The 25,309-nt window shown below is 68.4% G+C and carries 25 protein-coding genes; 13 read left to right on the top strand and 12 right to left on the bottom strand.

What is annotated here, in order from left to right; genetic code table 11:
* Nucleotides 1-14: 14 nt before the first annotated feature.
* The 4 genes from rlmH (at nucleotide 15) to Y958_RS03080 (ending at nucleotide 4,414) form a co-directional block, all read left to right on the top strand.
* Nucleotides 15-473 carry a 23S rRNA (pseudouridine(1915)-N(3))-methyltransferase RlmH gene (rlmH, locus tag Y958_RS03095; RefSeq protein WP_088870869.1) on the top strand — a complete coding sequence of 153 codons (459 nt, stop codon included), beginning with the start codon at nucleotides 15-17 and terminating at the stop codon, nucleotides 471-473.
* Between the two features lie 118 nt (nucleotides 474-591).
* Nucleotides 592-1,113, top strand: a complete 522-nt coding sequence (locus tag Y958_RS03090) for a flavodoxin family protein (protein ID WP_088870868.1) — start codon at nucleotides 592-594, stop codon at nucleotides 1,111-1,113.
* Entirely contained in the window at nucleotides 1,110-3,053 is a 1,944-nt protein-coding gene (locus Y958_RS03085; protein WP_088870867.1) for a DUF47 family protein, read from the top strand. The genes Y958_RS03090 and Y958_RS03085 overlap by 4 nt, the downstream gene beginning before the upstream one ends.
* A gap of 92 nt (nucleotides 3,054-3,145) precedes the next feature.
* Nucleotides 3,146-4,414: an MgtC/SapB family protein gene (locus Y958_RS03080; protein WP_088870866.1), complete on the top strand. Its 1,269-nt coding sequence runs from the start codon at nucleotides 3,146-3,148 to the stop codon at nucleotides 4,412-4,414.
* A 75-nt stretch (nucleotides 4,415-4,489) separates the two neighbouring features.
* Here the strand turns inward: Y958_RS03080 and Y958_RS03075 are convergent, their stop codons facing one another.
* The 6 genes from Y958_RS03075 to rocD form a co-directional block, all read right to left on the bottom strand.
* Complete coding sequence (locus Y958_RS03075) at nucleotides 4,490-5,521, bottom strand: aldo/keto reductase (RefSeq protein WP_088870865.1); 1,032 nt, start codon at nucleotides 5,519-5,521, stop codon at nucleotides 4,490-4,492.
* A 140-nt stretch (nucleotides 5,522-5,661) separates the two neighbouring features.
* Nucleotides 5,662-5,913 (bottom strand): type II toxin-antitoxin system RelE/ParE family toxin, encoded by a 252-nt coding sequence (locus Y958_RS03070; RefSeq protein ID WP_186291239.1) that lies wholly within the window; start codon nucleotides 5,911-5,913, stop codon nucleotides 5,662-5,664.
* 35 nt (nucleotides 5,914-5,948) lie between these two features.
* The gene (locus Y958_RS03065) at nucleotides 5,949-6,197 is read right to left on the bottom strand and encodes a CopG family ribbon-helix-helix protein (protein ID WP_088870863.1); all 249 of its coding nucleotides are present in this window, start codon (nucleotides 6,195-6,197) and stop codon (nucleotides 5,949-5,951) included.
* A gap of 81 nt (nucleotides 6,198-6,278) precedes the next feature.
* Nucleotides 6,279-6,764: an Lrp/AsnC family transcriptional regulator gene (locus tag Y958_RS03060; protein ID WP_088872444.1), complete on the bottom strand. Its 486-nt coding sequence runs from the start codon at nucleotides 6,762-6,764 to the stop codon at nucleotides 6,279-6,281.
* Between the two features lie 84 nt (nucleotides 6,765-6,848).
* Nucleotides 6,849-7,748 (bottom strand): dimethylarginine dimethylaminohydrolase family protein, encoded by a 900-nt coding sequence (locus tag Y958_RS03055; RefSeq protein ID WP_211098517.1) that lies wholly within the window; start codon nucleotides 7,746-7,748, stop codon nucleotides 6,849-6,851.
* A gap of 53 nt (nucleotides 7,749-7,801) precedes the next feature.
* Complete coding sequence (rocD, locus tag Y958_RS03050; protein WP_088872442.1) at nucleotides 7,802-9,040, bottom strand: ornithine--oxo-acid transaminase; 1,239 nt, start codon at nucleotides 9,038-9,040, stop codon at nucleotides 7,802-7,804.
* A gap of 307 nt (nucleotides 9,041-9,347) precedes the next feature.
* Between rocD and gpmI the strand changes: the two genes are divergently transcribed.
* The 4 genes from gpmI to Y958_RS03030 all read left to right on the top strand — a co-directional run bounded on the left by gpmI (nucleotide 9,348) and on the right by Y958_RS03030 (nucleotide 15,196).
* Nucleotides 9,348-10,937 (top strand): 2,3-bisphosphoglycerate-independent phosphoglycerate mutase, encoded by a 1,590-nt coding sequence (gpmI, locus tag Y958_RS03045; RefSeq protein ID WP_088870862.1) that lies wholly within the window; start codon nucleotides 9,348-9,350, stop codon nucleotides 10,935-10,937.
* A gap of 12 nt (nucleotides 10,938-10,949) precedes the next feature.
* Nucleotides 10,950-12,278, top strand: a complete 1,329-nt coding sequence (locus Y958_RS03040; protein ID WP_244909348.1) for a murein hydrolase activator EnvC family protein — start codon at nucleotides 10,950-10,952, stop codon at nucleotides 12,276-12,278.
* A 1-nt stretch (nucleotide 12,279) separates the two neighbouring features.
* Nucleotides 12,280-13,749 carry a S41 family peptidase gene (locus tag Y958_RS03035; protein WP_088870861.1) on the top strand — a complete coding sequence of 490 codons (1,470 nt, stop codon included), beginning with the start codon at nucleotides 12,280-12,282 and terminating at the stop codon, nucleotides 13,747-13,749.
* 130 nt (nucleotides 13,750-13,879) lie between these two features.
* Nucleotides 13,880-15,196 carry a divergent polysaccharide deacetylase family protein gene (locus Y958_RS03030; protein WP_088870860.1) on the top strand — a complete coding sequence of 439 codons (1,317 nt, stop codon included), beginning with the start codon at nucleotides 13,880-13,882 and terminating at the stop codon, nucleotides 15,194-15,196.
* Here Y958_RS03030 and Y958_RS03025 read toward each other — a convergent pair.
* Both Y958_RS03025 and Y958_RS03020 read right to left on the bottom strand, forming a co-directional pair.
* Nucleotides 15,174-15,500 carry a type II toxin-antitoxin system RelE/ParE family toxin gene (locus Y958_RS03025; RefSeq protein ID WP_088870859.1) on the bottom strand — a complete coding sequence of 109 codons (327 nt, stop codon included), beginning with the start codon at nucleotides 15,498-15,500 and terminating at the stop codon, nucleotides 15,174-15,176. The genes Y958_RS03030 and Y958_RS03025 overlap by 23 nt on opposite strands.
* Nucleotides 15,497-15,772, bottom strand: a complete 276-nt coding sequence (locus Y958_RS03020) for a ribbon-helix-helix domain-containing protein (RefSeq protein ID WP_088870858.1) — start codon at nucleotides 15,770-15,772, stop codon at nucleotides 15,497-15,499. Before Y958_RS03020 ends, Y958_RS03025 begins: the two co-directional genes overlap by 4 nt.
* Before the next feature lie 218 nt (nucleotides 15,773-15,990).
* Here Y958_RS03020 and Y958_RS03015 point away from each other — a divergent pair, with 218 nt between their 5' ends.
* The gene (locus Y958_RS03015) at nucleotides 15,991-16,572 is read left to right on the top strand and encodes a DJ-1/PfpI family protein (RefSeq protein WP_088870857.1); all 582 of its coding nucleotides are present in this window, start codon (nucleotides 15,991-15,993) and stop codon (nucleotides 16,570-16,572) included.
* A gap of 70 nt (nucleotides 16,573-16,642) precedes the next feature.
* Here Y958_RS03015 and Y958_RS03010 read toward each other — a convergent pair whose 3' ends face one another.
* Both Y958_RS03010 and phaR read right to left on the bottom strand, forming a co-directional pair.
* Nucleotides 16,643-17,584, bottom strand: a complete 942-nt coding sequence (locus Y958_RS03010; RefSeq protein ID WP_338039172.1) for an NADP-dependent oxidoreductase — start codon at nucleotides 17,582-17,584, stop codon at nucleotides 16,643-16,645.
* Between the two features lie 381 nt (nucleotides 17,585-17,965).
* A complete protein-coding gene (gene phaR / locus Y958_RS03005; RefSeq protein ID WP_088870855.1) occupies nucleotides 17,966-18,580 on the bottom strand; it encodes a polyhydroxyalkanoate synthesis repressor PhaR in 615 nt (204 codons plus the stop codon).
* 163 nt (nucleotides 18,581-18,743) lie between these two features.
* Here phaR and Y958_RS32230 point away from each other — a divergent pair, with 163 nt between their 5' ends.
* Entirely contained in the window at nucleotides 18,744-19,325 is a 582-nt protein-coding gene (locus Y958_RS32230) for a hypothetical protein (protein ID WP_244909347.1), read from the top strand.
* Nucleotides 19,219-20,340 carry an alpha/beta fold hydrolase gene (locus Y958_RS03000; RefSeq protein ID WP_244909346.1) on the top strand — a complete coding sequence of 374 codons (1,122 nt, stop codon included), beginning with the start codon at nucleotides 19,219-19,221 and terminating at the stop codon, nucleotides 20,338-20,340. Before Y958_RS32230 ends, Y958_RS03000 begins: the two co-directional genes overlap by 107 nt.
* A gap of 106 nt (nucleotides 20,341-20,446) precedes the next feature.
* On the opposite strand, the gene Y958_RS02995 is transcribed toward Y958_RS03000, so the two are convergent.
* Together Y958_RS02995 and Y958_RS02990 are read right to left on the bottom strand one after the other, a co-directional pair.
* The gene (locus Y958_RS02995) at nucleotides 20,447-21,082 is read right to left on the bottom strand and encodes a glutathione S-transferase family protein (protein ID WP_088870853.1); all 636 of its coding nucleotides are present in this window, start codon (nucleotides 21,080-21,082) and stop codon (nucleotides 20,447-20,449) included.
* A gap of 48 nt (nucleotides 21,083-21,130) precedes the next feature.
* A complete protein-coding gene (locus Y958_RS02990) occupies nucleotides 21,131-21,550 on the bottom strand; it encodes an HIT domain-containing protein (RefSeq protein ID WP_088870852.1) in 420 nt (139 codons plus the stop codon).
* Between the two features lie 438 nt (nucleotides 21,551-21,988).
* Here Y958_RS02990 and Y958_RS02985 point away from each other — a divergent pair, with 438 nt between their 5' ends.
* Together Y958_RS02985 and Y958_RS02980 are read left to right on the top strand one after the other, a co-directional pair.
* On the top strand, nucleotides 21,989-24,577 hold the full coding sequence (locus tag Y958_RS02985) for a glycosyltransferase (protein WP_040846204.1): 2,589 nt from the start codon (nucleotides 21,989-21,991) through the stop codon (nucleotides 24,575-24,577).
* A 194-nt stretch (nucleotides 24,578-24,771) separates the two neighbouring features.
* Nucleotides 24,772-25,278: a nuclear transport factor 2 family protein gene (locus Y958_RS02980; RefSeq protein ID WP_186291237.1), complete on the top strand. Its 507-nt coding sequence runs from the start codon at nucleotides 24,772-24,774 to the stop codon at nucleotides 25,276-25,278.
* The last annotated feature ends 31 nt before the right edge of the window (nucleotides 25,279-25,309 follow it).

Raw genomic sequence — 25,309 nt, 5'->3', positions numbered from 1 at the left:
GCGGGATCGGGCCCATGCGCGTTTGGCTGATCGCCGTCGGCCGCAGCCGGCCGGGCCCCGCCCGCGACCTGTTCGAAGAGTATAAGGGCCGCATCACCTGGCCCTTCACCCTGCGCGAGGTCGAGTGCCGCAAGCGGGTGGAGGGGGATGAGCTGAAGCGGCTGGAGGCCCAGCTGCTGCTGGAGGCCATCCCCCCCGGCGCCACCCTGGTGGCCCTGGACGAACGCGGCAAGGCCCTGCCCAGCGAGACCTTCGCCCGCCAGGTCGGCATCTGGCGTGACGGCGGCGTGGCCGACCTGGCCTTCGTCATCGGCGGCGCCGACGGCCTGGCCGAAGAGGTGCGCCGCCGCGCCAGCCTGCTCATCGCCTTCGGCCCCATGACCTGGCCGCACATGATGGTGCGCGGCATGCTGGCCGAACAGCTCTACCGCGCCCAACAGATCCTGGCGGGGCATCCCTACCACCGGGTGTGAGGCCGGGTGTGAGGCGTGACGCGCTTGCGGTGCGTCAATGCGCGCGCCGTCCCCTTTGGCCATTCTTCCTCCAGCGTGTGCGACCGCCCGGTGAGGGCGACCGGAAATGGAGGGAACCATGGCCGTGCTGATCGCCTTTTACTCGCTGACCGGAACGACCCGCACCGTGGTGGCGGAGTTGGCCCGGCACCTGCAGGCCGACATCGAGGAAATCCGCTGCAAGCGTTACGGCGTCAGCTTCACGGGCTGGTGGCGGGCGGCGGCGGACAGCTGGCGCGGGCGGCTGCCCGGCATCGCCCCGGCGACCCATACGGCCCGCAACTATGACCTGGTGGTGCTGGCTGGGCCCATCTGGGCCTGGCATCCCTGCCCGCCCCTGCGCGCCTATGTGCGGCGCGAGCGGGCGGACCTGCCGGAAACCGCCCTGCTGCTGACCCACGGCGGGTCCGCGGGCCAGCAGTCGCTGGACGCGCTGCAGGCCTGGGTGGGAAAGCCGCCCAAGGCGCGCGTGACCATCACCGCCGCCGAGATGAAAAGCGGCACCTACGCCGAGACCGTGGCCCATTTCGCCCAGACCATCCGACCGCGGCCGCCCCTGGCCCCCGTACCGCCCGCCCATGTGCCCGAGGTCCTGCCGTGAGTGCCAAGACCCGCATAGTCGATCTGCTGGGCGAACGGGCGTTGGTGGTGCCGGCTCTGATCACCACGGCCCTGACCGCCAATGAGCAGGCGAAGTACCTGCTTTCCCTGCTGCAGATGGCGGCAGCCCAGGCGGAGAGTCCGCAAATCCCCGCCCCCACGCTGAAGGACGATCGCGAGGCCTGCGGCATCGACGAGCCCAGCCTGGACCGTACCATCGCCCTGACCGAAAACGACGGCGACGGCCATTACCATATTCCCGGGTCTGGCCGTATTCTGGCACGCCTGCAGGAAGCGCTGCGGGCCATGATCGCCCCGCTGGACAAGGCGGGGCAGCCGGCGGCGGCGGAATATGCGCACCGTCTGGACCGGCTGACGGCGACCTGGGCGAGCATCGGTAGCGACATGATGGAAGGGGCGGCCATCGCCGCCATGACCTCGGGCCGGCCGGCCACCGGGGATGGTCTGCATGTGCTGATCATGGACCTGCATCGGGACCTCAACCACCTGCAAGCAACCATCGCCTGTGAGGAGGTGGCAGGCGCCAAGGCTTACGGGCTCGGGGATGCGGACCGCGCCACCGTCGCCGCCTTCATGGCCGGACTGAACCGTACGGCGCCCCTGAAATTCGACCATCCGGGCCTGGACACGGTGGCCGTTCGCAACGGCAGCACCCTCCTGATTCAAAACGACATCGGCACCACCGAAGCCCACGTCCTGGTGGTCAAGGTGGTCGGCCGCTCGGTGACGGTCATCTATACCGACGTCCACCTGTCGCGCCTGCGCTTCCTGCAGACACTGAGCGGGGACAGCGGCCTGGCCTGGCAGGAGGTGCGGGCGCGCGAGGCAACGGCGCTGGAGAAAGAGGATCTGTTCTACACGACCCACGGCACCGCCACCTTGGAGAGCGACGAGGATCTGCACTCCGCGCTGAACCGGCTGGCATCGCACATCGTCTTCCTGATCGACTGGAACAAGGCCCGCAAGCGCCTGGGGTTGCTGGTCCCCAATGAGGTGGCGGTGGAGATCCTGACTTGGGCGGCGTCGCACGACTTCGGCCATCGCGCCTTCCTGTCTCTGGGCGGCGAGCGCCTGATCTACGACGCCCTGGAGCAGGCGGTAAAAACGCCCCTGCGCTATGGCGAACCCCTGCATGAGATGATGGGCGTCGATATCGCGCGGGGCTACCTGTGCTTCGTCCTGCAAACCACCGCCATCGGCTTGCTGCAGGGCCGATCGGACGCCCTGATCCGTGATCAGGTCCGGGCAGAGTTGTTCACCCATTTCCGCACCGCCGACCAACGGCTGCTGACCATCTGCGCCGACCACGCCGCCGCGGTATCACGCCTGGCCGAAGGCTTGAGGTCCATGCTTCGGGAGTCCCTTTCGGATAAACCCCTGACACCGGGCCAGAACGCCACCCGGGCCAAGCTCTGGGAGAGCCAGGCGGATGAATCGGTGAAAGCGCTGCGCGTCATGGCGCGCCGCCTCCCCGGGACGGAGGTGTTCTGCCGGGTGATCGAGGAGGCGGACGACGCGGCCGACCACCTGGAAGAAGCCGCCTTCCAGGCACGGCTGCTGTTCGAGGCCGTGCCGCCCGAGGCGCTTCCCAAACCCCTGCTGGATCTCGCCGACCTCATCGTGGCCTGCGCCCAGGCCTATCGCCGCGCTGTCGACCTTGCCCAGCATGTCCAGCGCGGCGCCGCCCAGGACACCGTGCAGCATTTCCTGGAGGCCTCCGACGGCATCGTGACGCTGGAACACCAGGCGGATGAACGCCACCGCGCCGTGGTCGCCCTGTTGATGGCGGTGCCGGACGACCCGCGCCGGCTGCAGCTGTTGAGCGGCCTGTCGCAGGGAATGGAGCAGGCGACCGACGCCCTGCAGCGGGCCGCGCTGATCCTGCGTGACCACATGCTGGCACACGTCACCTTCGCGTGAGCCTCCGGCGACACGCCTTTGCGGTGGATCAATGCGCCGGGTGAACGGTTGGGGCCGACTGGGCGGGTCACACCCTTTCCAGGACCGCCTTCATGGACGACCCCACCACCCTGCTCAGCCGCCTGGCGGTTTCCCTGGCGATCGGGCTGCTGGTGGGGCTGGAACGGGGGTGGCATAGCCGCAGCGGCCAGGAATACCAGCGGGCGGTGGGGCTGCGCACCTTCGCCTTGTCCGGCCTGCTGGGGGGCATCGCCGGCACGCTGACCTTGGCGCAGCAGCCCTACATCCTGGGCTTGGTGTTCCTGGGCTATGCCGCCGCCTTCACCGCCTTCCACTGGCTGGAGGCCAAGGCCGACACCGATCCCAACCCGGAGCGCGATCTCAGCATCACCTCAGTCGTGGCGGGATTGGTGACCTTCCTGCTGGGGGCGCTGGCCATCCTGGCCGACGTGCGCGTCGCCATCGCCGCCGGCGTGGCCGTGACCGGCCTGCTGGCCTTGCGCGATCCCTTGCACCGCTGGGTGGCGGCGCTGAGCGGGGACGAGGTGCGGGCCATCCTGACGCTGCTGGCCATGTCCTTCCTGCTGTTGCCCGTGTTGCCCAACCATGCCGTGGACCCCTGGGGAGCGCTGAACCCCCATTCCATCTGGCTGTTGGCGGTCATGGTCGCCGCCATCTCCTTCGGGGGTTATGTCGCCGTCCGTGGCCTGGGCGACCGGTTGGGGGTGTTGATGGCGGCGCTGGCCGGCGGCCTCGCCTCCTCCACCGCCACCACGCTGACACTGGCGCGGCTGGGGCGGATGCACCCCGCCTCTTCCCGGCTGCTGGGCGCCGGGGTGCTGCTGGCCGGGGCGGTGATGATGGCGCGGGTGAGTGTGCTGGCCATGGTGCTGAACCCGGACCTGCTGCGGCCGTTGGCACCCCCTTTGGCCGGTGCCGCACTGGTCCAGGTGGCCGGCGCCGCCGCCCTGATCGTGCGCAACCGGCATTACCATGTGCCCAAGCTGAACATCGCCAACCCGCTGGAGGTGGGCATGGCCCTGAAGATGGCCGCCTTCATTGCCGCCGTGGCGCTGGCCAGCCAGGTGCTGGCTCAGACGATAGGCGCCCCCGGGGTGCTGGTCATGGCCGCGCTGTCCGGCATGGCCGACGTGGACGCCGTCACCCTGTCCATGGCCCATCTGGGCGGGCACGGCCTGACCCTCAGGGTGGCGATGGAGGGCGTTCTGATCGTGACCGCCGTCAATACCGTGACCAAGGCAGCGATGGCGGCATGGGTGGGGGGTGGCCGCCTGGGCGTGGTCGTGGGCGGTGTCAGCGCCCTGGCCCTGGGCGCCGGGGCGTTGGCCGTGGGGTGGTAAAGAACGTGGGGTGGTAAAGAAAGGGCGGCCCCCAGCGGGGACCGTCCCTGCCTAAAGATCGCAAGCCGGCCGGCCTTACCAGGTGGTGGGCTTGGGATTGCGGTGGTTGAAGTCCTTCTGGTGCCAGTAGGGATAGATCGGGCCCTTCTGGCTGGCCTGTTCCAGGCGCGTCACCTGGTCCGGCGTCAGCGACCAGCCGACGGCGCCCAGGTTCTGCTTCAGCTGTTCCTCGTTGCGGGCACCGATGACCAGGTTGGCCACGCCAGGCCGGGCCAGCAGCCAGTTCAGCGCCACCTGCGGCACGGTCTTGCCCGTCTCCGCCGCCACGGCGTCCAGGGCATCGACCACGGTGTAGAGGTAGTCCTCATCCACTTTGGGCCCGCCGGCGGCGCCACCGCTGGCGATGCGGCCGGCCTGTGCCGGCTGGCCGCGCCGGATCTTGCCGGTCAGGCGGCCCCAGCCCAGGGGGCTCCACACCATCAGGCCCACGCCCTGGTCCAGGCCCAAGGGCATCAGCTCCCACTCGTACTCGCGGCCCACCAGGGAATAGTAGCCCTGGTAGGCGACATAACGGGCCAGGCCGTACTTCTCCGACGTCGCCAGCGCCTTCATCAAATGCCAACCGGAGAAGTTGGAGGCGCCGATATAGCCGATCTTGCCGGCGGTGATCAGGTCATCCAGGGCGCGCAGGGTCTCATCCACCGGGGCGATGGCGTCGAAGCCGTGCATGAAATAAAGGTCGATGTGATCGGTGCCCAGCCGCTTCAGGCTGGCCTCGCAGGCGCGGATCAGGTGATAGCGCGACGAGCCGACGTCATTGGGGCCATCCCCCATGGTGAAGGTGGCCTTGGTGGAGATCAGCACCTTGTCCCGCCGGCCCTTGACGGCCTGGCCCAGGATCTCCTCCGACGCGCCGCGGGAATAGACATCGGCGGTATCGAAGAAATTCACGCCCGCCTCCAGGCACAGATCCACCAGGCGCGTGGCCTCGGCCACGTCGGTGCTGCCCCAACGGTTGAAGAATTCACCCGCCCCGCCGAAGGTGCCGGTGCCGAAACTGAGGACCGGAACCTTCAGGCCCGATCGTCCAAGTTGCCGATATTCCATGGTGTTTTCCTCATGGGTCCATATGGCGCGCCGTAAACGGCCCCCTGCCTGGGACCGCCGGTGCCGGCAGTTGAGCGTATGAGGATGCGAGAGGGGAAGCGTTTTCGTAGGGGCGGGAGGTCCGCAACGACGCGGGACCGCTATCGATCCAACCGGGCCGGCCATTCACGAGCGGTATGGCGAACCGCCAGAATATCCACGCAGGTTTCCGCTATTTGGTAAGCGATGATGAAATCCGTGCCTGAAATGACCAACTCGCGCGTACCGTTGATGCGGCCCGGGCGCCCTTTTTGAGGATGAGAACCCAACCCTTGCGCCTGCGCACGGAGCGACTTGACCAGCTTGAGCGCGGCCGCCGAATTGAACTGGTTCAGGTAATCGTGGATATCCACCAGGTTTCGTGTCGCCGGCCTAGTCCACCGCACCTTCATCGATCAGCCGCCGCCTCGAATTTTTCAAACAAGGCATCCATCTCGGCATCCGTGACGAAGTCGCCAGCCGCCGCCGCCGCCAGTCCCGCTTGCACTTGGGTGGCCCACTGACGCTCTTCGGTGAGATAGCGCTCGATGGCCTCATTGACCACGAAATTGCGGGACCGGTTCTGCGCCTCGGCCAGCTTGTCCAACTCCGCCAGAATGGCGGGCTCGGTCCGAATGGAGAAGTTCTGGCTGGCCATGTCCACACCCTCAAGCCGTGACGATTACAGGTGATTACGTTGTAATCATGTGGACCTCAACGCCCTGCCGGTCAAGACCGCTCAAGCCTCCTCCTCGAACACCGGATACGTCCCGAAGTCGCGGATGGGGCGCAGCACCACGTTGCTGACGACGCGGGCGACACCCATCTCGGCATCGTCGATCCAGCTGTCGGTCAGTTCCTGGTAGGTCTCCAGATCGCGGCAGACCAGCTTGGCGATGTAGTCGTAGGGGCCGCTGACCTCGAAGCACTCGATGACCTCGGGCACCTCGCGCAGGCGGCGCTCGAAGGCGCTGGTGCGGGCACGGCCCTGTTTTTCCAGGGAGATTTGTGCCAGGACGAAGACGCAGGACTGGATGCGGCGCACGTCCACCTGGGCCTGGTAGCGGACGATGATGCCCTCGCGCTCCAGCCGGCGCACCCGTTCCAGGCAGGGACGGGCGGACAGGCCCACCCGCTCCGACAGGGCCTGGTTGGTGATGCGGCCATCGGCCTGCAGTTCCGTCAGGATCTTGATGTCGATGGCGTCGAGCTTGCGCGGCTTCAAGGCGGGGTCCGAAAAGGCCAAAGCGAGGACGCCAGCTTAAGCGCCCTCGCCTCCACCCCCAAAGGCTTTACTTGCCCAAGGGTTTTACTTTGAGGTGCGATCCAACTTCAGGATCAGGCAGAAGGCCGAACCGCCGGACAGGCCGAAGTCGCTGACCGGGGTTTCATGCACGCGGTAGCCGCGCTCCGTCAGCATGCCGCGCAGGGCGGGGCTGGCGGTGGCCAGCACGATATCACGGCCGAGGTTCACGGCGTTGACCGCCAGGGTGCAGGCGTCGGGCTCCGGCGCCACGATCAGGTTTTCCGCCCCGAAACGCTCCAGGATGCGGGCGTTGCCCTCGGCGGAGAAGGCGCCGGGGAAGTACAGCACCTCACCCCCCGTCAGCGGGCAGAGGCAGGTGTCCATGTGATAGAAGCGCGGGTCGACCAGCTCCAGCGCCTCGACCTCCATGCCGAACAGGTCGCGCACCACGGGGGCGGCCGCCTTGTCGGAACGTTGACCATAGCCCAGCCAGAAGGTCCGTCGCACGGGATCCCATACGCAGTCGCCCGCCCCCTCCAGCACCACGCCCTCCGGCATATCGTGCACCTCGGTCAGCAGGCCCCGGTCCTTCAGCGCGTCGAAGGTGCGGCGGAACACCGGCGTCTCCCCCTGCCGCTGGGGATGGCGGAAGGTGGCGACCAGCGCCTTGCCGTCCAGCACCACGGCGGCGTTGGCGGTGAACACCATGTCGGGCAGGCCGGCATGGGGCACCGCGAACTCCAACTCCACACCCAGGCCGCGCAGGGTTGCCACCAGCCGTTCCCAGCCGCTGGATGAGCGGGCGCCCAGCAAGGCCCCCTCCTGCTGCCAGCGATCGGGCCGCATCCACGGATTGATGGCGTAGCTCACCTCGAAATGCTCAGGGGCGCACATCAGGATGCGGCCGCCGGGAGGGGCGTCGGCCACGGCGGAAGCGGCAGCGGTCAGGCGGGTATCGGGCATGGATGGGATTCCCCGGGATGTTGTTGTCGGTTGATGTCAGGCCAAAATGGATGTCAGGCGAACGCCGACAGGGTCTCGGCCAGGCGATCCACCGCCCAGTCCAGATCCTCCGGCGCGATCATCAGCGGCGGCGCCAGGCGCACCACCGTGTCGTGGGTTTCCTTGGACAGGACGCCGCGGCGCATCCAGTCCTCCACCACCTGGCGGGCGGTGGCGCGGGCGGGGTCGATCTCCAGCCCTACCCACAAGCCCAGGCCGCGAATGTCGCGGATGAGCGGGCTGTTCAGGGCGCGCAGACGGTCCATCAGATGGGCGCCCAGTTCCGCGCTGCGCTGGACCAGCCCTTCCTCCTCGATCACCGCCAGGGCCTCCAGACCCACGGCGGCGGCCAGCGGGTTGCCGCCGAAGGTGGAGCCGTGGCTGCCGGGATCGAACACGTCGATGACGTCGCGGCGGGCGACGAAGGCGGAGACGGGCAGCACGCCGCCACCCAGCGCCTTGCCCAGGCACAGGCCATCCGGCTTGACGCCTTCATGCTGGTGGGCGAACCAGCGGCCAGTGCGGCCCAGGCCGGACTGGATTTCATCCAGGATCATCAGGATGCCCGCAAAGTCGCAGGCCTCGCGCACGCCCTTGAGGTAGCCGGCCGGCGGCAGGACGATACCGGCCTCCCCCTGGATGGGTTCCAGCAGCACGGCCGCCGTATTGGGCCCGATGGCCGCCGCCAGGGCGTCCAGGTCGCCGAAGGGCACGACGCGGAAGCCGGGGGTGTAGGGGCCGAAGCCCTCACGGTAGGCCTCCTCGGAGGAGAAGCTGATGATGGTGGTGGTGCGGCCGTGGAAATTGCCGCTGGCCACGATGACCTCCGCCTGGTTGGCGGGAATGCCGCGATGGCGATAGCCCCAGCGGCGGGCGGCCTTCACCGCCGTCTCCACCGCCTCCGCCCCGCTGTTCATGGGGCAGGCGCCGTCCAGGCCGGTCAGGGCGCACAGGCGCGCCAGGAAGGGTCCCAGCTTGTCGGTGTGGAAGGCGCGGGAGACCACCGCCACCTTGGACGCCTGCTCGGTCAGGGCCTTCAGGATGCGGGGGTGGCTGTGGCCGACGTTGACGGCGGAATAGGCGCTCATCATGTCCAGGTAGCGGCGGCCGGCGTCGTCATGGACCCAGGCGCCCTGGGCGCGGGTGATGACCACGGGCAGCGGCTTGTAGGTATGGGCACACCACCGGTCCTCCAGGGCGATGGCCCCCGGGGATGAGGCATTGGCGATGTCGCCGTTCAGCCGCTGGTCCATGATGTCCTCCACCTTATCCCGGTCTCGTTGCCTGGATGGTGGCATGGGCGCGGCAGCCGAAACGGTCGAAGTTCGCGAGTGGCGCGACAGAACCGGGCGGCGGGCGGTGCGCCCGGCACACCGTTTCTGTCCTGCCGCCTTTGCGCCTGTGGCATGGGAAAGGGGTGGGACGGGCGAACCGCCGGCGCCTATAACGGTTTATCAGGTCGGAAATTCGGATGCGCCGCTTGCCATCGCGCGCGGAAATCCCGATTTTCCCAATAGGTTCGCACCTCCTACCCCCACCAGGATCAGGGAACAGACAGCCATGGCCGCCACCGACAAGACCAGCAAAGCCCCTCGCCCCGTGGTGCTGTGCATCATGGACGGCTGGGGCTATCGGGAAGAGGTGGCGGACAACGCCGTCGCCCAGGGCAACACCCCCAACTACGACCGACTGTGGCAGGAGAGCCCGCACGGCCTGCTGTCCGCCAGCGAGGAGGATGTGGGCCTGCCCGCCGGCCAGATGGGCAATTCCGAGGTGGGGCACATGAACCTGGGCGCCGGCCGCGTGGTGTTCCAGGACCTGCCCATGATCGACCGCGCCATCGCCCAAGGCGAGTTCGAGACCAACGGGGCGCTGAGCGCGTTCAAGGCCGCCCTGAAGAAGTCCGGCGGCACCGCCCACATCCTGGGCCTGGCCTCCCCCGGCGGCGTGCACAGCCACCAGGACCACATGGTCGCCCTGGCCCGCACCCTGGCCCAGGCCGGCATCCCCGTGGCCCTGCACGCCTTCACCGATGGCCGCGACGTGCCGCCGCAGAGCGCCCTGGAGCAGTTGGCCGCCATCGAGGCCGGGCTGAAGGACGCCCCCGGCGCCCAAATCCCGCCTAGGATCGCCACGGTGGACGGCCGCTACTACGCCATGGACCGCGACAAGCGCTGGGACCGGGTGGAGAAGGCCTACCGCGCCCTGGTGTCGGCTGAAGGTGAGAAGGCCGCCAGCGCCGAGGCGGCGGTGAAGCAGAGCTATGACGCCGGCAAGCATGACGAGTTCATCCTGCCCACCGTCATCGGCGACTACGCGGGCATGAAGGACGGCGACGGCGTGCTGATGGCCAACTTCCGCGCCGACCGCGCCCGCGAGATCCTGTCCGCCCTGGTGGAGCCGGAGTTCAGCGGCTTCGATCGCGGCACGCCCGTGAAGTTCGCCGCCCAGCTGGGCATGGTGGAATACTCCTCCACCCTGGCGAAATACTTGCCGGCCATTTTCCCCCCCAAGGAAATCCGCCACACCCTGGGCGAGATCGTGTCACAGAAGGGCCTGAAGCAGCTGCGCATCGCCGAGACGGAGAAGTACCCGCACGTCACCTTCTTCTTCAACGGCGGCGAGGAAAAGGTCTACGAGGGGGAGGAGCGCATCCTGGTCCCCTCGCCCAAGGTAGCCACCTACGACCTGCAGCCCGAAATGTCGGCCGACGAGCTGACGGACAAGCTGGTGGCGGCGGTGGACAGCGGCGCCTTCGACCTGGTGGTGGTCAATTACGCCAATCCGGACATGGTCGGCCATTCCGGCATCCTGGCCGCAGCCGTGAAGGCGGTGGAGGCGGTGGACCGCAGCATCGGCCGGCTGGAGGCCGCGGTGAAGCGCCAGGGCGGCGCCCTTCTGATCACCGCCGACCATGGCAATTGCGAGCTGATGAAGGACCCGGAGACGGGTGGCCCGCACACCGCCCACACCCTGGATCTGGTGCCCGCCATCCTGGTGAACGCCCCGGCGGACGTGGTGCGGCTGGAGCGGGGCAAGCTGGCCGACGTGGCCCCCACCCTGCTGGAGCTGATGGGCCTGCCCCAGCCGGAGGAGATGACGGGCCATTCCCTGCTGGTCCGCGACGCGGCGCGCGCGGCGGCCGAGTAAGCCGACACCCGAGTGAGCGCAGCCCCCGGCGTGATCCCGCACAAGGCCCCGTTCCGACTGTTGCCCCTGGCGCTGGCCCTGCTGGCGCCGGGATCGGCGTGGGCTGAGCACGCCCCGCCGGTGGTGCTGACGCCCGTAGCGCAGACGACGGCCCCCCAAGGCGGCGCCGTCCCCCGGGACGCCCAGCGCCAACTGGATAAGGTGGAAAAGGACCTGAAGGCGGATCAGGCCCGCAAGGCCGCGCTGGACGCCAAGAACGACGCCCTGGAACGCGAGCTGGCCGACCTGCGCGCCAAGTCCGTGGCGGTGGCGGAGGACCAGCGCCGCCAGGATGACGCCCTGCGCGCGGTGGAGCAGTCGCTGGCCGGCCTGGCGGCCAACGAGCAGGAGCAGGTGGCCCGCATCGACGCCGACCGGGCCGCCCTGGCCGACCTGCTGGGCGCCCTGCAGCGCCTGTCCCGCCTGCCGCCGGAGGCCATGGTGGCCCGGCCGGAGGCGCCGGGCGAGATGGTGAAAAGCGCCCTGCTGCTGCGCGAGGCCATTCCCCAGCTGAAGAAACGGGCGGACGCCCTGGCCGTGCAGTTGCGCGACCTGGCCGCCCTGCGCCAGAAGCTGGCGGACAAGCGCGCCCAGGCCCTGGCGGCGAAGAAGGACCTGGAAAAGCGCGAGGGGGAGTTGCGCGACCTGGTGTCGCGCCGCGAGGCCCTGTCGCAGGCCAACGACGCCGAGCTGCAGGACGTGGCCGGCCACATGGCGGTGTTGACCGCCCAGGCCGGCGACCTGCGCGACTTGGTGGAAAAGCTGGAAGCGGAGCGCAAGGCCGCCGCCGAACGCGCCCGCCAGGCGGAGGCGCAGAAGCGCCAGCTGGCCGAGGAGGCGCGGCAGAAAAAGGCGCAGGAGCGGCTGGCCGCCATGGGCCGCACGCCCAAGGACGTGCCGGGCGGTACGGCGCTGGGTGGTATGACCCTGCCGGTGGCCGGCCCGGTGGCCCAGCGCTATGGCGAGCAGGACGCGGTGGGCACCACCAGCCGCGGTGTCCGCATCAGCGCCCGCGCCGGGTCACCGGTGGTGGCGCCGTATGAGGGGTCGGTGGTCTTCGCCGGACCCTTCAAGGGATATGGCCTTATCTTGATCGTCGAGCACCCCAATGGCTATCATAGCCTGATCGCGGGATTGGGTCGGATCGATACGCGGGTGGGACAACGTGTGTTGACCGGCGAGCCCATGGGCGCCATGGCCAGCGACGGAACCCCCACATTGTATTTCGAGTTGCGGCGGGGTGGTCAGCCGATCAATCCCCTGCGCGGCTTCGCGGGCACCGAGGGTAAAGGACAAGGGTGAGATGAAGAAACTGCTGACCTCCGTGGCCGTCGTGGCCCTGGTCTATCTGGCAAGCCCCCTGTCCCGGCCGCTGGACGCCAAGCCGCCGATCAAGGCGGAAACCTACAAGCAGCTGGAACTGTTCACCGAAGCGTTCGAGCGGGTGAAGTCCGACTATGTCGAGGAAGTGCCGGACGACCAGCTGGTCGAGGCCGCCATCAACGGCATGCTCGCCTCCCTCGACCCGCACTCGAACTTCATGAACAAGAAGAATTGGGAGGACATGCAGGTCCAGACCAAGGGCGAGTTCGGCGGCCTGGGCCTGGAGGTCACGGAAGAGAACGGCGTGGTCAAGGTGATCTCGCCCATCGATGACACCCCGGCCTCCCGCGCCGGCGTGCAGCCTGGCGACTACATCACCCACCTGAACGACGAAGCCATCGTGGGCCTGGGCCTGAACGAGGCGGTGGAGAAGATGCGCGGCGCCCCGGGCACCGACATCAAGGTGACCATCCACCGCAACAACGTGCCCCAGCCGCTGAATTTCACCCTGACCCGCGCGGTCATCAAGGTGCAGTCGGTGCGGTGGCGGGTCGAGGGCAATGTCGGCTACATCCGCCTGTCCGGCTTCACCGAGCAGACCCAGGTCGGCCTGGACAAGGCCCTGGCCGGCATCCAGAAGGAGCTGGGCGACAAGGTCGTGGGCTATGTGCTGGACCTGCGCAACAACCCCGGCGGCCTGTTGGACCAGGCCATCTCGGTCAGCGACACCTTCCTGGAGCGGGGCGAGATCGTCTCCACCCGCGGCCGCCGCCCTGACCAGGGCGAGCGCTACAACGCCAAGCCGGGCGACGCCATCCACGGCCTGCCCCTGGTGGTGCTGATCAACGGCGGTTCCGCCTCGGCCTCGGAAATCGTGGCCGGCGCACTGCAGGACCACAAGCGCGCCATCCTCATGGGCACGCAGAGCTTCGGCAAGGGCTCGGTTCAGACCCTCATGCCCATGCCGGGCGGCAACGCCATGAAGCTGACCACGGCGCGCTACTATACGCCCTCCGGCCGGTCCATCCAGCAGCTGGGCATCACCCCGGACATCGAGGTCCAGCAGGCCAAGGTGGAAGAGGTGGCCGCGCCCGCCGGCGTCATCCGCCGGCGCGAGGCCGACCTGCCGCATGCCCTGCGCAACACCGATCCGGGTGCCAAGCAGCCGGCCAAGCCGGACGACGCCAAGGACAAGACCTCGGAAAAGGCCCCGGACGCGAAAGCGCCCGACGGCAAGACCCCCGACAACAAGGGGGTTGGCGCCGACAAGGCCAAGGTCGATTCCAAGACCCAGGATCCGAAGGCAGGCACCAAGGGCCAGGACGCGCCCGGCACGCCGGTGCCGCCGGCCGCCACCGGCGATGCCACACCCCAGGATTACCAGCTGACCCGCGCCCTGGACCTGCTGCGTGGCCTGTCGCTGTTGCAGCAGTCCAAGGCCACGAACTGAGGACACCCTCGAGCGGATCGCGGAAAAGCGGAAGCGCTTTGCGGCGTGAATCCGCTCCTTGAACAAGCATTTAGGGCCGAGTGCGTTTCTGATTGAACGCACCCGGCACTAGCCAACCGACGGGGACCCCTTGGCCGCCCTACCCACCCGCCTGAAGGCCTTGGTCTCGCGCCCGAGCACGCCGCGCAAGACCAAGCCCGCCAAGGCGGCAAAGACAACAAAACGCAGGAAGGGCGGCGATGACGACGCCTTCGAGGCGCTGCTGGCCGGCGCGGACGAGGACGCGTCCGCCGACGTGCTGGCGGCGCGCCTGGGCGTGCCCAAGCGCGCCGGCCGTGCCGGGGCGGCCGCCATTGGACCGGCCGGGGACGACCCTGAAAAGCCCCGACGCCGGCTGAACCTGTTCGCCGTGGCCGTGGCCCTGACGGTGCTGGCGGTGGCGGGCACGGTCGCTTGGCTGGCCGCCACGGCGGAGGAGACGGCCGCCGCGCGGCGCAAAGCCACCATGCTGGCCGACATCCCCGTCACCCTGCCCCAGGGCGGCGCGCGGCCGGTGGAGGCCCCGCACCCGGCCGCCCCGGCGGAGGGCGCCGCCAAGCCCGCGGCCCCGCACGACCCCGACCCCATGGACGTGGCCGTCAAGCTGGCACCCAGCCGCAACGACGACCTGTTGGAAAAGACCCGCGCCGGCTATCTGCCGCGCATGCCGGCCAAGGGCCCCGCCCCCTGGCAGGCCTACAGCCGCCCCTTCCCCCAGGATGACAAGCGCCCGCGCATCGCCCTGGTGATGGCCGACCTGGGCTGGTCGCCCAGCGCCCTGGAAAAGGTGCTGGCCCGCATGCCGGCCGCCGTCACCCTGGCCTTCGCCGCTGGCGCCCCCAACCTGCAGAAGGCGGTGGACCAGGCGCGCGGTGACGGGCACGAGGTGCTGCTGCAGGTGCCGATGGAGCCGCAGGGCTTCCCCCAGAACGACCCCGGCCCCGGCACCCTGCTGACCAGCCTGCCGGATGAGAAGAACGTGGACCGGCTGGAAACGGCCATGGCCAGCGCCACCGGCTATGTCGGCCTGACCAACCTGACCGGCACCAAGTTCCTGGCCAGCCACGACAGCCTGCAGACGGTGCTGCGCCAGGTGCAGCGGCGCGGCCTGATCTATGTCGACAGCTGGCCCACCACCGCCAGCCAGGCCACCCGCATCGCCACCCAGCTGGGCCTGCCCCGGGCCGTGTCGGACGTGCAGGTGGACCGTGCGCCGTCCGACGCCGGCGTCGCCGCCCAACTGGCGGAACTGGAACGGCTGGCCAAGCTCAACGGCGTCGCCGTGGGCTATGCCCAGCCCTATCCCGTCACGCTGGAAGGCATCGCCCGCTGGGCCGTGGGACTGCGCGACCGGGGCATCGTCCTGGCGCCGGTCACGGCGGTGGTCAACCGCCAGGCGGATCGGTGAGCAGGGCAGGCAGATCCCGACGGCCATCAATGACGCGAACGATATCCACGCGTTCGACAGGCCCGTCGTTCGTGTCGGGATAAGTCTCGAAAAGAATCAGATACGCCCCTTCAACAAGCACGCGCGCGCTCGGGCGGATATCAGGGCGGCGCACCCCCATGCGAGGAAATGTCGCCAGCCGGCCGATGCGGACGCCAATGGCACGGAGAACCCGGGTTGCCGCCGCAGGATTGTCGATCGCAATCGATAACCAAATCTCTTCCAGGTCGCGTGCAACGGCAGGCGATTGGTAGATAGGGATCATTCGGCGTGGGTCTTGCCCAAACGCGCCTGAGCGGCGGCAATCGATCGCTCAATATCAAAGGGCTCCGCAGCGCCGCTGGCCTTGCCTTCATCCCAAAGCTGACGCAAACGTCGAACGTCCTGCTGCCGAAGTTCACGTTTGAATTGCCAATCGCGAACCGCTTCCCGGATGATTTCGCTGGTCGTCGCGTATTCGCCAGCTTCGACGGCCGTCCGCAGGGCGGCGACTTGTTCCACCGTGAGGGCGACGCTGACTTTCTGAACCTCGGCCATCGTGTACCTCCTACCCACAGGGCGCGGATTATCCTACTTGGTAGCAAGACTGTCTACCAAGGCTAAAGGATTCGGCTGCCATTCTCAGAGCACCTTCAAGGCGCCTTGACCTTCTGGCTAAAGATCATCCCACGCCTACCCCCTTATGGCCCATAGGCCTGCGAGATCGTGCACGGCATCCTGGTCGAACCCTCAACCGGCCCGATGGAGGAACCCGCATGCCCCCCAAACGCATCCTGATGATCGTCGGCGATTTCGCCGAGGACTATGAGACCATGGTGCCCTTCCAGGCCCTGTCCATGGTGGGCTACCAGGTCGACGCCGTGGCACCGGGCAAGCGGCCGGGCGACAAGATCGCCACCGCCATCCATGATTTCGAGGGCCACCAGACCTATACCGAGAAGCGCGGCCACGACTTCACGTTGAACGCCGATTTCGAGAGCGTGAAGGCCGACGATTACGTGGCCCTGGTCATCCCTGGCGGGCGCGCGCCGGAGTTCCTGCGCCTGGACAGCCGCGTGCTGGCCCTGGTGAAGACCTTCGCCGCCCAGGACAAGGCCATCGCCGCCGTCTGCCACGGCCCGCAGATCCTGGCCGCCGCCGGCGTGCTGTCCGGCCGCAAGGTCTCCGCCTATCCCGCCTGTCGGCCGGAGGTGACCCTGGCCGGCGGCGAGTACGCCGACATCCCGGTGGATGGCGCCGTCACCGACGGCAAGCTGGTGACCGCCCCCGCCTGGCCCGCCCACGCCGCCTGGCTGGCCCAATTGCTGAAGGTGCTGGGCGCCGAAATCAGGGTGTAGGAAAAGCAAAGCCCCCGCGCCGGGCTCACCGGGGCGGGGGCTTGACCTTCAGGACGGTGCTGGAACCGGCTTACAGCTTCACCAGCGCCTTGCCCAGGTTCTTGCCCTGCAGCAGGCCCAGGAAGGCCGGAACGGCGTTTTCCAGGCCCTCGGTCACGTCCTCGCGATAGCGCAGCTGGCCACTCTTCACCAGGGCGCCGACCTCTTCCAGGAAGGCGTCGTTGCGGTGCCAATGGTCGGAAACGATGAAGCCCTGCACATGCAGCCGGCGGGTCAGGATGGCCGACAGCAGGGCCGGCGTCCGGTCCGGGCCGGCCGGCAGGGCGGTGTCGTTCAGGTTGCCGATACGGCCGCACAGCGGCACGCGGGCGAAGGTGTTCAGCAGGTCGAACACGGCGTCGGCCACCCGGCCGCCGACATTGTCGAAATAGACGTCGACACCGTTGGGGCAGGCGGCGGCCAGCGCTTCCTTGAAATTCTCCGCCTTGTAATCGACGCAGGCGTCGAAGCCCAGCTCCTCCACCACGAAGGCGCACTTCTCCGGACCGCCGGCGATGCCGACGGCGCGGGCCCCCTTCAGCTTGGCCAGCTGGCCGACCACGGATCCCACGGCGCCGGCGGCGGCGGAGACCACCACTGTCTCACCCGCCTTGGGCTGGCCGATATCGTAGAGGCCGACATAGGCGGTCAGGCCCGGCATGCCCAGCACGCCCAGGGCCGTCGTCACCGGCAAGCCATCGGTGTCCAGCTTGTGCACCGACTTCGGCCCCGCGACGGCGTACTCCTGCCAGCCGGAATTGGACAGCACCAGATCACCCGCCTGGAAGCCGGGGACGTTGCTCTCCACCACCTCGGCGATGGTGCCACCCACCATCAGGCCACCCACCTCGATGGGCGGGGTGTAGGACTTGGCGGCGCTCATGCGGGCGCGCATGTAGGGGTCGAGGGAGAGCCACCGCGTCTTCAGCAGCATCTGGCCGGGGCCCGCCACGGGGATGGACGCTTGCTCCATCCCGAAGTTCTGTTCCGTCGGGAGCCCTTCGGGGCGCGAGGCCAGAACAATCCTGCGGTTCAGCGGCATGTCTTTCCTCTTTTTCCTTCAGAAGGGGCGTCACCCTCTGCCGGGTGGTCCCCGTTTATTCGCTTGGAACCGGGCCTGTCGTCCGGGGCGCAAACCTTAGCCCAGGGTCCGGCACCCCGTGAAATGCCGTTGGCGCAACCCCCAGCCCCACCACCGGGGCGGGGGGGTGCGCCACCTGCGGCTGTCTTTCCATGGGCGAATGCTGAAACCGGCTTTATCGCAGGCGCACAAAAAATCCCGGCCGCGACGGGGCGGACCGGGACTTTCTTTGGCATACGCCTGGGCTTTGAGTCGCCTCAAGCCGGATCAGGATCAGTCCGGCTTGCGGGTCAGGCCGGTGAGGGAAACCAACTGCTGCTGCAGCTCGTCCAGCCGCTTCTGCAGTTCGTCGAACTGGCCGCCGCCGCTGGCGGGCTGGGCCTTGGGCGCCTCGGCCGCTTCCGGCTTGCCGCCTTCAGCCCCGGCCAGGGGAGAGAACATGCGCATGGCCCGTTCGAACATGGCCATGTTCTGCTTGCCCACTTCCTCGAACGAGCCGAAGGGGAACATGCCGCCCAGCGTGCCCTGGAAGTAATCCCGCATCTTTTCGTGATTACGGGTGAAGGACTGCATGCTGTATTCCAGGTACTTCGGCACCATCCACTGCATGTTGTCGCCATAGAGGCTGATCAACTGCCGCAGGAAGCCGATGGGCAACAGGTTCTGCCCGCCCTTGGATTCCTCTTCCACGATGATCTGGGTCAGCACCGAGCGCGTGATGTCGTCACCCGTCTTGGCGTCGTAGACGACGAAGTCGGTGCCGTCCTTCACCATCTGGCACAGATGGTCCAGGGTCACGTAGGAGCTGGTAGCCGTATTGTAGAGACGCCGGTTGGCGTACTTCTTGATGGTGATCGGCGCGGGCTTGGGATCTTCTTTGTCGACCATAGGCGGCGTTTCCCGGCGATGTTTATCACCCGCACAACGGGTGCACTGCACATAGCTAATCCATGCAGTGCGGAACGTGCAAGCATCCTGCCAAGAACCAATGCGCGTATGTCGTTCCGCCACCGCTTTGCCAGGCGGCGGCAGGGGGTGTAGATTGAGGCCCATGCCCCGCGAAACCGACGCCCCACCGCCGCCGTCCGGCGCCCCGGAAGACGAGGCCGCCCCCACCCCCGGCGAGCCGCCGAGCGTGGAGTCGCTGGCCCGCCGCTACCTGGACTTGTGGCAGGACCAGTGGGCCGCCATGGCCGCCGACCCCGACATGACCGGCGCCTTCGCCCGCCTGGTGCGCGCGCTGGGCCAAGCCACCGCCTGGACGGCGGGAGGGGGCCAAACCGCCTGGCCGGGCGGCAATCCTTTCGCCGCCAGCGGCGCGAATCCTGGGGCCGGCGCCTGGATGGGCGCGCCCTTCTTCACCCCCGCCGCCTTCCCCTGGGGGCCCCATGCCAGCACACCAAGCACCACCGACCGGACCGGCCACGACACCCCCGCCGAAGCCCCGCCAGGGCCCCCGGCCGTTGGCGACGCATCTGACGGCGGCGATGGCCGTCTTGCTGAACTCGCAGGCCGGATTGCCACTCTTGAACGGCAGCTCGCCGATCTGGCGCAAGGAGCTGGAACCAAGGTGCCGCCAACTGCGCGCCGATCTCGCCGGCGCCGACCCGGAAGCGGTGAAAGCGGCGGTTGAGCGTGAGACCCGGCGCCGACTCGACACACTGCTGACCGGGCTGGAACGCTACCGCCGCAACCCCTACCAGCGCGACGTCACCGACCCGCCCCCGGTGTGGACGGAGGGCAACAGCCGCCTGCTGGATTACAGCCTGCCCGGTGCCAGGGGCCCCGTGCTGCTGTTCGTGCCCTCGCTGGTCAACCGTGGCTATGTGCTGGACCTGTCGGCGCGCAAAAGCCTGGTGCGCTGGCTGGCCGCCCAGGACTTTCGCCCCCTGCTGCTGGACTGGGGCACGCTGGGCGCGGTGGAGCGGGGGTTCGACCTCACCGACTATGTCGCCGGCCGCTTGGCCCGCGCCGTGGATGCCACGCGCGACCTGATGGGCCAGGCACCGGCCCTGGTGGGCTATTGCATGGGCGGCACGCTGGCCGCCGCCGCCGCCGTACTGCGGCCCGAGGCGATCTCATCCCTGGTGCTGCTGGCCGCCCCCTGGGACTTCCACGCCGACGACCCGGCCGCCGCCCTGCGCACGGCCGCCGTCCTGCCCCTGGTGGAGCCGGCGCTGACCTGGCTGGGCGAACTGCCGGTGGACATGATCCAGTTCCTGTTCGCCGGGCTGGATCCGCTGCTGGCCCTGCGCAAGTTCAGCCGCTACGCCACCCTGGACCCGGAAAGCCAGGAGGCCCAGGACTTCGTGGCGCTGGAGGATTGGCTGAATGATGGCGTGCCGCTGGCGGCGGCCGTGGCCCGGGAATGCCTGGGCGGCTGGTACGGCCGCAACGACCCGGCGGAGGGCACCTGGCGGGTGGGCGGCCAAGCCGTCGACGCCCGCGCCATCCGCCTGCCCACCCTGGCCATCATCCCCGCCCGCGACCGCATCGTGCCGCCGGGCGCCGCCCGCGCCCTGATCGACGCCATCCCTGGCGGCGACCGGCTGGAACCCCGCCTGGGACACATCGGCATGGTGGTCAGCGCCGGCGCGCCGGACCAAGTGTGGGCGCCCCTGGCCGACTGGCTGAGGGCGCGCCTGTAGGACGCGACCGCGTCCGCCGCAGCTTTCTGCGGAGCGTCAGCGGACTGGAAAGCGAGGAAGGCAAGGGCCCGGATGGGCCCGCCCGCCGCTTGAGGGCATGCTTAAGTCACCCCCGGTCATAGCGGTAGGGCCCGCCCTTCTTCACGGCCGCACGATAGGCGGGGCGCGTCTGGATGCGGGTCACGAAGGCGGCCAGGTGGGCGAAGTGCTGGCCGGTACCGGGCATCATCATGGCCGCCTCGATGGGGAAGCTCATCTGGATGTCGGCGGCGGTGAACTGGTCGCCCATGAACCAGGGCCCCTGAGCCAGCTCGGCGTTCATATAGCCCAGGTGGTTGGCGGTTTCGCTGGCGATGCGGGGCTGCAGGGGCGCGGCCGCCTCGCCCAGGCGGCTGGTGTAGAGATGCAGCAGCAGGGGCAGCATGGCCGACCCCTCGGCGAAGTGCATCCAGTGCAGGTAGCGCGCCTGGGCGGCCCGGTCGCCCGGTGCCGGGGCCAGGCGCCCCTCGCCATAGGTGCGCACCAGATACTCGATGATGGCGCCCGATTCCGCCAGCACCAGGCCGTCATCCTCGATCACCGGCGACTTGCCCAGCGGATGGACGGTCTTCAGCGCCGGCGGCGCCAGCTGGGTGGCGGGGTCGCGCTCATAGCGTACCACCTGGTAGGGCAGCCCCAGTTCCTCCAGCGCCCACAGCACGCGCTGGGAGCGGGAGTTGTTCAGGTGATGGACGATGATCATGGAAGCGCCCTCCGGCTTTCTGGTTATGAAGTACCCTTTACGGCCCGCTTACAGGCCCAGATCAACCGCCAGCCGCCGGGCCAGCGCCTCGGCCTCGCCGGCGGCGTAGGCCCGCTCATGGCCCGAGCCCCAGATGGGCCCCGGCCACGCGGCATCCTCGCGCTTGCGGGCCACCACGTGGACATGCAGTTGCGGCACCATGTTGCCGATGGCGGCGACGTTCAGCTTGTCGGGCGCGAACGCCGCCTCCATGACCTGCGAGGCCTGGGTGATCTCGGCCATCAGCTGGATCTGGTCAGCCGTGGCCAGCCTATGGATCTCGACGGCGCCGACACGGCGCGGCACCAGGATCAGCCAGGGCCAGCAGGCGTTGCGAGACAGCAGCGCGCGGCAGAGGGCCAGGTCGCCCACCGCCACAGTGTCGGCGGCCAGCCGGGGGGGCAGCGTGAAGTCGTCGGCGCTTGTCATTTCAGGGAAATCCACTCCTGGACCAGTGGCTGGGGCTCGGCGTCGCGATGCGGACGACGGTGTCCGCAATACCGCTGGACGCCGCCGCCGGGATGGCTATGTACTACTGCCCGACGCCGCCCGTCCAAAGGGTTCGGCTGTGGGGTGGATGACGGGGCCTGACCTGGTGGCCTGGCTGATGGCCTGGTTTAGGGGGCCGGATTGACGCCGGACTGCCGGACGGCGGTCTTTCGTCCACAAAATTGCCCCATAGTCGTGCCCCCATAGTCGTGCCATTGGAAGGGGCGGGTCGCGCGCGGGGGGTGCCCTAGGGCGGGGAACCGCCCTGTTTATTCATATGTTTCCGGTCCGCCGTTTTGCTATTCCGTCGCCATCATCCCGTTCATCGTTCTCCCGTTCCTGGGGCAGGGGTCGTTCACAATGCGTAAGATTTTGAGGATGCAGAAATCCGCCTGGGCGGTCCTGCTTCTTCTGGTGCTGGGCAACATCGGCGCATGGGCGATCGTCAATCGCCCGGCCGTGGAGCGCCCGTGGGCCGGCACCATCGCCGGCGTGGCCTTCGTGCCCTTCCAGGCCAACCAGACCCCGCAGAACGGCGACAGCCCCACCGCCGATGACATCAAGCGCGACCTGGACGTGGTGGCGCCGCATGTGCAGTCCATCCGCACCTACCAGGTGGGCAACGGCATCGACCAGGTGGCGCCCATCGCCCTGGAGCGCTATCCCAACCTGACCATCACCCAGGGCGCCTGGCTGTCCAAGGACCCGGCCGCCAATGAGGCGGAACTGGCGGGCCTGGTGCGCGTGGCGCGCGCCAACGCCAACGTGAAGCGGGTCATGGTCGGCAACGAGGTGCTGTTCCGCGACGATTTCAGCGTCGCCCAGCTGATCGACTACATCCAGCGCGTGAAGCGCCAGGTGAACGTGCCGGTGTCGACGGCCGAGCCGTCCTACGTCTGGCTGGACCATCCGGAACTGGCGGATGCCTGCGACTTCATCACCATCCACCTGCTGCCCTATTGGAACAAGGTGTCGGTGGACCGCGCGGTGGAGGACGCCATGGCGGCCTACCGCCAGGTGCAGGAGCGCTTCCCCAACAAGCACATCCTGATCGGCGAGACCGGTTGGCCGTCCGACGGCGCCTATCGCGGGGCGGCCGAGGCCGGGCTGGTGAACGAGGCCAAGTACATCCGCAGCTTCCTGAACATCGCCGGCCAGCAGCGCCTGGACTTCTACATCATGGAGGCCTTCGACCAGCCGTGGAAGCGCACACTGGGCGGCACGGCGGAGACGGCCTGGGGCATCTGGGACGCGCACCGCCACCAGAAGTTCCCCATGGTGGGCGGCATCCTGGAGGTGCCGTCGTGGCGGGTGCTGTGCGCCATCGCCACCGCCCTGGCCTTCTTCCCCATGTTCTTCTTCGTGCTGGCCCGCGACGATCTGAAATGGCGCGGCCAGCTGTTCTACGGCTTCCTGATCCAGACGGTGGCCTCGGTCCTGGTATGGACGGGCACCCAGGCCCTGACCGTGGGCATGGGCACCCTGTCCTTCACCGCCTTCATGGTGCTGATCCTCGCCCAGCTGATCCTGTTCGCCGTCATGCTGATCGACGGCCTGGAATTGACGGAGGTGGTGTGGACCCAGCGATGGAAGCGGCGCTACACGCCCGTGCGTGAGCCGCTGGGCGACTACACGCCCAAGGTTTCCATCCATGTCCCCTGCTATAACGAACCGGCGCACATGGTGATCGAGACCCTGGACGCGCTGGCGGCCATGGACTACCCCAACTTCGAAGTTCTGGTGATTGACAACAACACCAAGGACGAGGCGGTGTGGCGCCCGCTGGAGGAATACTGCGCCAAGCTGGGGCCGCGCTTCCGCTTCTTCCACCTGCCGCGCTGGCCGGGCTTCAAGGGCGGCGCCCTGAACTTCGGTCTGTCCGTCACCGCCCCGGACGTTGAGGTGGTGGGCGTCATCGACAGCGACTACCAGGTCACGCCCGACTGGCTGTCGGCCACCATCCCCTATTTCAAGCGGCCGGAGGTGGGCTTCGTCCAGTCGCCGCAGGACTACCGCGACTGGTCCGACGACGCCTTCAAGTCGATGATCAATTGGGAATACCAGGGCTTTTTCCACATCGGCATGATCCAGCGCAACGAGCGCAACGCCATCATCCAGCACGGCACCATGACCCTGGTGCGCAAGAGCGCCCTGGATGGCGTGGGCCGCTGGGCCGAGTGGTGCATCTGCGAGGATTCGGAACTGGGCCTGCGCCTGTTCGAGGAGAAGCTGGAGGCTGTCTACATGCCCGACAGCTTCGGCCAGGGCTTGGTCCCCGACAGCTTCGCCGGCTACAAGACCCAGCGCTTCCGCTGGGCCTATGGCGCCGTGCAGATCCTGAAGCGCCACTGGCGCGAGATGATGCCGGGCGGCACCAAGCTGACCGCCGGGCAAAAGTACCACTTCATCACCGGCTGGCTGCCCTGGTTCGCCGACGCCGCCCACATGGGCTTCGTCATCGGCGGCATCGTCTGGTCGCTGGGCCTGCTGCTGCTGCCGCAGTGGATTGAGTTCCCGCCCACCGTCTTCATCCTGCCCACCCTCAGCGTCTTCTTCTTCAAGGTGCTGTGCGGCCTTTGGCTGTATGGGGAGCGGGTGAAGTGCCGCTTCATCGATAAGCTGGGCGCGGCCATCGCCGGCATGGCGCTGACCCATACCGTGGGCCGCGCCGTGTGGGTGGGTCTGTTCACCAGCGGCCGCCCCTTCGTACGCACGCCCAAGTGCGAGGACCAGCCGGCCCTGATCCAGGGCTTCCTGCACGCGCGGGAGGAGGTGGGGCTGATGCTCGGCCTGTGGCTGGCCGCCGCCGCCATCGCCCTGCTGAAGGGCAGCGACAACCGCGACGCCTACGTCTGGGCCACCATGCTGGTCGTCCAGTCCTTCCCCTACATCGCGGCCCTGTTCCTCAGCACCCTGAACGCCCTGCCCAAGAGCGGTGGCGCCGAGGCCACCGCCCCGGCGGAATGAGGCACCCGCCAAGCACTGGTATCCAAGCGCTGGTACAAGGCCGGGGCGGCGGGGCAACCTGCCGCCCCTTCCTTTTCGGGCACAATTCCGTGACCAAGGAGCCCGAGTCGGGGACACGCGGCGCGCGGCCACGCTAAGCTGACGGTGGATCGGCGCTGAGAGAGCCGGCCGGAATGCCGCCAACAGGGGACGCAATGGTGAAGACCCAAGCGCTTTCATCCCAGGCACCGGAAACCGAAACGGCGGAGGGTGACACCCATCAACACGAACACGGCGACACGGACGTGCAGGATGTGCTGGCCGCCAACCGCCGCTTCTACCAGGCCTTCGCCGACCGCGACGTGGCCGGCATGGAGGCCTTGTGGGCGCAGGACCGCGACGTGCGCTGCGTCCATCCGGGCTGGCCGGTACTGTCGGGTCGCGAACCCGTGATGCGCAGCTGGCGCGAGTTGCTGGGCAATCCCCGGTCGCCGGGTGTGCGTCACCAAAGCGAACAGGCCACGGTGTGCGGCGATGTCGGCTGGGTGGTGTGCGAGGAGTTCGTGGCCAACACAGCGCTGGTGGTCACCAACCTGTTCGCCCGTTCAGGCGGCGGCTGGCAGATGATTCATCACCAAGCCACGCCCATCTCCTCCATCGCCGCGTTCGAGGACGCCAGCGGCTATGAGGATCTGAACGGTCGGCCGCCGACGCTGCATTAGTACGACTAATCCGATCTGCGTCCTTGCGGCC

Source organism: Nitrospirillum viridazoti CBAmc, assembly GCF_000730165.1.
GTDB lineage: Bacteria > Pseudomonadota > Alphaproteobacteria > Azospirillales > Azospirillaceae > Nitrospirillum > Nitrospirillum viridazoti.
This window is presented reverse-complemented; position numbering and strand designations above follow the sequence as displayed.